The 8,804-nt window shown below is 43.5% G+C and carries 7 protein-coding genes; 2 read left to right on the top strand and 5 right to left on the bottom strand.

The genetic code is table 11. The annotated features are described in order from the left end of the window. Positions 1–116 (bottom strand): YraN family protein (locus ACRC32_RS22705; protein WP_438556106.1); only part of this gene is annotated, 116 nt, incomplete at its 3' end. 14 nt (positions 117–130) lie between these two features. Here ACRC32_RS22705 and ACRC32_RS22700 point away from each other — a divergent pair. Further along, positions 131–640 (top strand): pentapeptide repeat-containing protein, encoded by a 510-nt coding sequence (locus ACRC32_RS22700; RefSeq protein ID WP_438556105.1) that lies wholly within the window; start codon positions 131–133, stop codon positions 638–640. Between the two features lie 67 nt (positions 641–707). Beyond that, a complete protein-coding gene (gene ahr, locus ACRC32_RS22695) occupies positions 708–1,709 on the top strand; it encodes an NADPH-dependent aldehyde reductase Ahr (protein ID WP_106169011.1) in 1,002 nt (333 codons plus the stop codon). A gap of 150 nt (positions 1,710–1,859) precedes the next feature. Here the strand turns inward: ahr and dnaG are convergent, their stop codons facing one another. The 4 genes from dnaG to ACRC32_RS22675 form a co-directional block, all read right to left on the bottom strand. Continuing rightward, positions 1,860–3,785 carry a DNA primase gene (gene dnaG, locus ACRC32_RS22690; protein WP_438556104.1) on the bottom strand — a complete coding sequence of 642 codons (1,926 nt, stop codon included), beginning with the start codon at positions 3,783–3,785 and terminating at the stop codon, positions 1,860–1,862. Positions 3,786–3,814: 29 nt separating this feature from the next. Continuing rightward, positions 3,815–4,432: a class I SAM-dependent methyltransferase gene (locus tag ACRC32_RS22685; protein ID WP_438556103.1), complete on the bottom strand. Its 618-nt coding sequence runs from the start codon at positions 4,430–4,432 to the stop codon at positions 3,815–3,817. A gap of 70 nt (positions 4,433–4,502) precedes the next feature. Next, positions 4,503–5,849: an ATP-binding protein gene (locus tag ACRC32_RS22680; RefSeq protein WP_438556102.1), complete on the bottom strand. Its 1,347-nt coding sequence runs from the start codon at positions 5,847–5,849 to the stop codon at positions 4,503–4,505. Between the two features lie 9 nt (positions 5,850–5,858). After that, the gene (locus tag ACRC32_RS22675) at positions 5,859–8,423 is read right to left on the bottom strand and encodes a sigma 54-interacting transcriptional regulator (protein WP_438556101.1); all 2,565 of its coding nucleotides are present in this window, start codon (positions 8,421–8,423) and stop codon (positions 5,859–5,861) included. Positions 8,424–8,804: the final 381 nt, after the last annotated feature.

Below are 8,804 nucleotides of genomic sequence, written 5' to 3'. Positions count from 1 at the left end.
GGACAGCGCCAACGACGATGCAGGATTTCCCAACCGGAAGATTGCAGCCACCGAGCGACTAGATCTTCTCCAAGTACGCCAATGTCGGGATAATGAAAGGCAGGATGGTTTGCCATGAGCTGAAAAGATTATGAATTCTGGGTTGGTAAATAGAATTGGGAAACTTATATTCGCTGTAGTGCTGTGGGGTGCGATCGCATTTTCAGTACTTCTTGCTATTGTTCCCCCTGCTGTAGCGCTGGATTACAACAAAGAAAGTTTGATCGAGACAGATTTCTCTGGGCGCGACTTGACAGACTCTAGCTTCAGCCACGCCAATTTGCGTAGTAGCAACTTCAGTCACTCTAATTTAGAAGGAGTTAGCTTGTTTGCTGCTAATTTAGATTCGGCAAATTTTGAGGGGGCGAATTTGGCAAGCGCCACTCTAGACTCGGCACGTTTAACGAGAGCCAATTTAAAGGATGCTATTTTAGAAGGCGCATTTGCGGCAAATACCAAATTTGATGGTGCTGTAATTGATGGAGCCGATTTCACAGATGTTTTGATGCGCCGCGACGTGCAAGATAAATTGTGTCAAGTTGCTAAAGGTGTTAACCCAACTACAGGACGCGCCACCCGCGATACTTTATTCTGTCCGTAAGCGATCGCAATCTTTATCGCAATCTTTTACGATGAAGCTTGTCGTGTCATTTCACGAGGACTAATAGATGATTCGTGCCTACGCAGCTTTAGAAAAAGGTGGAGAACTCAAGCCTTTCGAGTACGATCCAAAACCGCTCGGTAGTGAAGATGTAGAGATCGACGTAGAATACTGCGGGATTTGCCATAGCGACTTGAGTATGCTTCATAATGACTGGGGCATGACGCAATACCCGTTTGTCCCAGGACACGAAGTTGTAGGCAAGATTGCGGATGTTGGCAGTGCCGTCAAAAAACTCCAAGTCGGGCAGCGTGTCGGATTGGGATGGTATTCGCGATCGTGCATGACTTGCGAATGGTGTATGTCTGGCAATCACAACCTTTGTGCCACCGCAGAAGGTACAATCGTCGGTCGCTATGGTGGTTTTGCTGACAAGGTGCGCGCCCATGAAGCTTGGGTTGCTCCCTTACCCGATGCCATGCAGCCAGTGTCAGCAGGACCCTTATTTTGTGGCGGAATTACGGTTTTTAACCCGATCGTCCAATTTGATGTTAAGCCTACCGATCGCGTTGGAGTTATCGGTATTGGCGGCTTGGGACACATGGCATTGAGATTTCTTCATGCTTGGGGCTGCGATGTCAGTGCCTTTTCCAGCAGCGCCGATAAGGAACCAGAAGCAAGGGAAATGGGTGCTAACCACTTCATCAACTCCCGCGATCCAAATGCACTTAAATCGGTGGAAGGCTCTTTTGACTTGATTCTTTCTACTGTAAATGCCGATCTAGACTGGAGTACATACATTGCCTGTTTGCGTCCTAAAGGACGATTGCATTTTGTGGGTGTGGTTCCTAACCCTATTTCTACTGAAATTTTTCCCTTAATTATGGCTCAGCGATCGATCTCTGGCAGTCCCTTGGGTAGTCCGGCTACTGTCACCCAAATGCTCGACTTTGCCACCCGCCATCAGATCGAACCTATAATTGAAACCTTCAGTTTTGACCAAGTAAATGAGGCATTGGAACACCTACGTAGCGGTAAGGCACGGTATCGAATCGTGTTGAAGCATTAAGCAAAGTCAAAAATTGACTGTAGGGGCGGGTTTTCACCAACAATCTTTAACTTTAAATGAAGATACTGATAAACCCGCCCTTGCGAGAATTCAAATTATTGCAACAATTTATGCCAATGATTCCAACAATTCAATATTAGACAGCAGTGGTTAGATCAAATCTGCCAGCGTAAACTGTCGTTGTTTGTCCAATTCCAATAGCCGTTGCTGGGCTTGCCGCAATGACTCGAAATATGACTGAGATTGTTCTGGTGCAGTTGCTTCGTCGGTTTGTTCCCACAATTGGAGAAATTGACGATAGCGTTTTTCGCACTGCACTCGTTCCATGCAAGCTGTAGCTGCTTGAATTACCTGGGCAAAGCGCGATAATTCGATTTGTGTCTTTTCATCTAGGTGAAATAGACGCGCGATCGCCTTTGTTTCACCTTCATACTCCATACACTCTACTTGTAGCCGCGAAATTAAATCTGATGATGGAGACGAAAAATTTTGTGTCTCTAGATTTTCTAAAATCTGTTGCCAGAGAAAAGTGTGATGGGGTAGATCGAATTGCAAATCTCTTTCTTGTAGGGCTTCGGTGACGATCTGACGGTATTCTGGATGGTGTATGTAAATTCGTAACAAAATTGCCTCTGCCTGTTCCAGTAAAGCGCGATCGCCTGCTACAGGTAAGTGAGAATTGCTAGCTTGTTGCTGTCTTCTGGGTGGAACTGGTTTGCGATAACTATTCGGCGCAACTCGATCTAATAAATTTTCAATCCACAACGGTACGAGTCTGGCATCACCTAAACTTAAAATTTCGGCACAACGATGGATATAGTGCTGGCGTTGATTGCTGTCGCTTATTTGCTGTAACAACTTCACCATACTTACCGTAATTTGTTGTGCTTCCGGTGCTTGCTTTAAATCTCGGTTTGCTACTAGTTGTTGGATCTGCCAATCGAGCCATAGCGGGGCATTATGTAAAAGTTCGCGGTAATGTTCTGAACTATGAGTGTGGAGATATTCATCTGCATCTTTGCCATTTGGTAAGTTGAGAATTCGTAAATTGACTTCGCCTTGATAGGCAAGATTAGCGATCGCTCCTATTGCTCTTTCTGTAGCTTGCGTTCCTGCCGCATCTGCATCAAAATTAAGAATAAGTTGTTTTGATTCGCTATAACGCAAACAAGCGCGGACTTGTTCGATACTCAAAGCCGTTCCCAACGAGGCGACAGAGTGAGTAATTCCGGCAGCGTGAAGGGCGATCGCATCGAAATATCCTTCTACTACTACTACCCGATCTTGTTTGGCAATCTCGTTTTTGGCTTTGTCTAAACAAAATAAAGTTCTACCCTTATTAAAAATATCTGTCTCAGGAGAATTAAGATATTTCGGTTGTTCGTCGCCTAAACTTCTACCCCCAAATCCGATAAATCGTCCTTGCGAATCGCAGATCGGAATAATAATGCGATCGCGAAAATAATCGTAGTACCCGTCTCCTGACTGTCGCCGCCGGATCAATCCCGCCTGTTCTACTATCTGCACGGGATATCGTTTTTGTTCTATCAAATAACTATATAGAGTTTCCCATCCCGCAGGCGCGTATCCTAACTTAAATTGCTGAATTGTTTCTGAGTTAAACTGCCGTTTTTGTTGCAAATAATCTAAAGCTAACTGCCCTTGATGTTGCTGCAAAGCATGATAATAAAATTGCGTGGCGACAGCCATCACCTCATATAATTGCTCTCGCAGCGAAATCTGACGCTGTAATTCTTGTCTCTGTTCGGGTTCTAAAGTTTGGACGGGAACGGAATAGCGCCGTGCTAAATCCAGCACCACCTCACTGAAAGAAGTCTTGCCCAATTCCATCAAAAATGTAATTGCATTCCCCCCAGCCCCGCAACCAAAGCAATAATACATTTGCTTGCCAGGGCTGACACTAAAACTAGGGGTTTTCTCATCATGAAACGGGCATAAACCGACAAAATCTTTCCCACGCTTGCGCAGAACAACGTGTTCCGAGACGATATCAACAACATCAGCTCTTTGTTTGACTTGTTCGACTGTATCGGGATGCAGGCGAGGAATTTGCATATTGGTCAGTTATCAGTAATCAGTACTTATTAAACAGCTTTAGTAGCAACACCTTGATATAAATAACCAACAAATTTGGGTATTTTCTCCGCGTAAAACTCTTTGACAGTTACCAGATCGAATTGTTTTTCTACTAGTTGTCTAATATTACGATTCAAGTGACAGCCATCGGCAATAACTTTTTGGATTGGAGTCAAGCGGTTTTGCCAAACTTGAACTTGAGGTTCATTACTCAGTCCGTGTTCTACAAAAAAGAATTTTCCTCCTGGTTTTAATACCCGATAGATTTCTTGCAGTGCTTGTTCGACTTTGGCGATACTACACAACGTCCAAGTACTGACAACGCTATCAAATGTATTATCTGCCATTGGCAAGTTTTCGCCATTCAGCACGCGATTGTCTACAGTAATACCGGATTTTTGGATGCGCTTTTGAGCAAGATTATGAACGCCAGGATTAGCATCAATTGCTACCAATTTATCAATGTTTTCTGGATAGTAAGAGAGATTTAAACCCGTACCAAAACCAATTTCTAAAACTTCTCCCGTCACATTTGCCAAAACTTCTTTTCGATATTGAGCCATAGTCGGATCGGACAACGACCAGTCAAGCAGGTAAGGTAGGATTCTTTGTGAATAAAATCCCATTGATTCCTCCTATACAAACTGATAACAGCTTTAGTTCTTGTATTTTAGCGAAAATAAACTTATTAAAAATTTATTCACGATTGCCTAAATTCAAATCAGCTTGTAAAAAGTCTATAAATTGCCTAGCCGTGCGTCCAGAACGTCCGTTGTGACGGGTAGCCCATTGTAAAGCACGATAATCTAAATCTGTCTGGGAAATATTTAGCTCGGCTAGTGCTGCTAAATGTCGTACGATATGTAAATAAGTGTCCTGATTTGCTGGTTCAAAAGTTAAAGTTAAACCAAAGCGATCGCTAAATGAAAGTTTTTCTTGTACCGTATCCCACACGCCGACTTCTTCATTCTGACTCGGACGGGGGCGATCGCCAAACATTTCTCTGACCAAATGACGGCGGTTAGAAGTCGCATAAACGACAACATTTTGGGGACGGGCGGTTAAATTGCCTTCTAAAACGACTTTCAAGGCTTTAAAAGCATCGTCATCTTCTTCAAATGAGAGATCGTCAACGAATATAATAAACTTTTGCGGCACGCCCCGCAGTTGCTCGACAATTGCAGGTAAAGCTGCTAAATCAGCTTTAGCGACTTCAATTAAACGTAAGTTGCGATCGCCATATTCATGTAACAATCCCTTTACCAAAGAAGATTTTCCCGAACCCCGACTACCGTATAGTAAAACGTGGAGGGCGTGATAACCTGCAAGTAAGAATTCAGTATTTTTTTTCAATGTATCTCGTTGATACTCGTATCCTACCAACTCCTGTAACTGCACTGGATCGGCATGGGGAATACCGATAAGTTGTCCCGACTGCCAGCGTAAAGCTTGATATTTAGCAAAGATACCCGTACCATATTGGCGATAGTATGCAGCTAAATCTGGTAAAATATCCGCCCAGTTTTCAAGTTGTGATAATTTGTGGTAAATGGTGCGATCGCCAATTGTTTCTCTAGCTGTTTTTGTAGGTATTCCAGTCCAAGCTACCGGAGGTACATTTAGTTTAGCTGCAGCTTGTACCCACTGACTTAACTGAGTGCTACTACATTGATAGAGGCTTTGTAAAGCTTGTAAATCTTGCTGCACGGCAGCGATTAGAGATGGTGGTAAATCCGCTAGCTCGGTATTTTGAATTTGACGTGAAAACGGATTATCATCTATTAGAATTTGGCTAATTAAATAATCTTGCCAAGTTCGATCGCAAGTGGCGATCGCCTTAAAATAATTTCCATAAGCGCGAACGCATCCTATTTCATCTACCTCGCTGTGTCGCAACGACTGTAACAAATCGATTTGGCGTAAAGAACGCAGTAAATTAAGAAAAGCCTGTCCTACTTCATCTTTTAAGACAGATTGATATATTAGTAAAGAAGCTGCTTGGAGTTGTAAAAATTCAACAGATGAGTTCGTTTGAGTATCCATGTTTCGGCGCTATCTCCCCACAACGATCGCCCAAATACTAGCAGCAATAATCACAGTTCCTAAATGCTGAGGTAACATCATCCGCATCGGTTGACGCGCAATTTTTTGCGTCAATATCACCGTCAATAATACAGAAAAAACTAGCGTTGTTCCCTGTAAAAATGCAATCACAGCCGGATGAGCCACCACTATAGGTAGTCCCGTTCCACTCAAACCAAAAGTCGCAAAAGTTACGGGTAAAATTCTTCCTGCTTCTCCCAATCCCAACTGTAGATAATGCGCTAATGTTCCACCCAAAACCAACGGTAAATATCCATAGACTAATTCCAGAAACGGTTTAGGTTTTTGCCAATTCTGACTTTTTTTAGATCTTGTCTTGCTAACTAGCCAATAAAGCGATCGCATCAATCCATGCACTAAAAAGACAAATCCAGTCGGAACCAACAAGACTAACAAAGATAATCCTAAATGAGGAAAAAATTGTGTCAAATCGATTTCTAAACCTAAAATGGCTTGAATTTCCGGTAAACGGTTTAGAAAAATTCCGCCTAACAACAACAACAACAGCGCAACTTCATAACTATGAGGGACGTGGGTTGTCCACAACTCAATCCCTGGCGGACGTAAATTAAACTCAACCGAACGATGCGGACAAGCTTTTAAACAAGTCATGCACAACACGCAATCTCGATTATCTTCCAACTGCGCCGGATGGGAATACAACGGACAACCATTAGTTTCCATGCCCTCACCTTTTTGAGGACCACCCTTGTAACATTGATACGTCGTACATTCAGCCGAACAAGTCCCTTGCTGCGCCCTTAACTCTGTCATCGACAACTTAGCAAATAGCCCGTTCATACCACCAATTGGGCATAAATAGCGACACCAAAATCGCCGTTCAAAAATTGCCGAAAAAATCATTGCTCCTGCTGTAATTAGTAATAGCAAACAGCTAGAAAGATAAGCCGTATTTTCCAAATTCCACAGTTCTTCCCACAGAAAAATTAGCGTAAATAAACCGAATAAAAACCATCCACCCCACTTTTCTGCTGGTTCTCGATGCCACTGTTTCAACTTCCGTTGAGGAAACAACCATTGCGATAGTTTTTGCGTGACTTCGCCGTAAATCATAAACGGACACACCGCACACCATAACCTACCCACAAAAGGAAATCCTAATAATATGAGGGGCCACCACCAAGCCCAAAACATATTTAAGGCGAAATTTTTATCTCGCTGTTGAGGACCAACAAATAAAACAATGACAATGAAGGCAAAAAACCACAAGGTAAAGCCGTAGTTAATTCGGTCTGGATACCAAGAACTGCGCAGAAATCGCCGTAAACTAGGGTAAATATTTAGTAAATTGACGCGAAATTGTTTTTTCTTAGTTTGTGCCGACCAAAAAATTTCTTCCGTTAACTCTGTCGCTTCTCCCGACTGCACGAGCGCCCGTTCGACTAAACTTTGTAACTCTTTCAAGTTACCAGGAAAATCATAAGATTGCAGGCGACGCAAGGCTTCGGGTGCGACTTGCGATTTGACTAATCCCTCACTGCGAGTGTATAAACTGATGTAATATTCTACTAGAGCTTTAAGATCGGCTTTTCGTACCCGTAGTGGTGGGACTTTAATGGTCTGTCCGATACAACGCGCGATCGCGGGTTGAGTTCGTTCGGCGATCGCTAAAATCCGTGCTTGACTTGTGCGGGTAACATCTGGTGTATCTTCAGAACGGCTGACAGGTTGATAAGTGCCATTTTGGAGCAACTGCGCGATTTTTGGTACTAACTCTTCGGGCAGTTCTTGAGTATTATTCAGAACTAGCGTTCCTTCACCCAGCCATTCCAGCAACCCTGGCTTTCCGCCGACACGACCGAAAAGATCTGCGCCACTGGTTTGCAGTAAATTGCAGTTAACTTTAATAATCGGCTGGCGGCGTTGAGGAGAACCAAAATGAATCAAAGTGGCGATGTTGTCTTTTTCCAGTCCTGGTTCGCCGAAAATGAGAACTGATTTTTTGTTACTAGCTGCTTCTCTAATTTCTTGACGCAGCCGCACCGCATAACGACTTGTACCAATGATACCGCGCTTGACTTTAGTAACCAAATATGGGCGCAGGGCGATCGCTCGGTCTTGTTCGTAGGACAGTGCTGATGTTAATTGGCTTAATTCTTGGGCTAGCTGACGCGAAATCGTTTGAAAGATTTCAGGATATTGTCCGACAATCTGCCGAAATTCTGTTGCTGGCACTACCCATAAGTGACATTCTGTCAAGGCAGTAACCGTTCTTTGCACTGGCTGTTCTAAAATTAATTCTTGGAGATTAATTGCCGACCCAGAAAGTAAACTTATTGCCCATACGGGAGTAGTCAGGTTAGCGCGTTTACTTTCCAAGCGACCTTGTTGCAGAATATAAAGCGCTTCTGGGTCAGTGTCTTCTATTACCAGACGTTCGTTAGCGGGGATAACTCGTTCTACAGCAACTTGGGCGATCGCATTTAATACCTCTGACGATAGCACCGATAGCGCCGTTCGCTCTTGCAGCCAGATGAGTAAATCTGGAGACATCGTATCCCCCTATTTTGCAATACTTCATTCATTGTGACAAGTCGAGACGTTCCGTGGCTCTACACAGATCTACTAGCTCGACAGCCCTTATGCCTCAAGGATACGATGAATTGTATATTTTGAAATTCTTTTATTCCTGCTGTTGTCTTTCCCTACTACCCCAATCGGCGTTATCTATTTTCATAGAGAATGTTCCCAACTGCCCAAACCCCTCTCGGCTATCTGTAAACCTTCTCGTATGAGCAGCTCAGACCTTCCCAATCTTTGGGTTCCTCTCACGCTTTTATTTTTTATTATCATGGCTGCCATCTTCTTCAGCCGCAGCCATTAGAAGAGGGGCTAAAGAAGAGTTGTAGAGACGCTACATGTAGCGTCTCTACA

This window comes from Chroococcidiopsis sp., assembly GCF_051657925.1.
Taxonomy (GTDB): domain Bacteria; phylum Cyanobacteriota; class Cyanobacteriia; order Cyanobacteriales; family Chroococcidiopsidaceae; genus Chroococcidiopsis.
The sequence above is the reverse complement of the archived record's forward strand: the minus strand, read 5'-3'. Positions and strand labels throughout refer to the sequence as shown.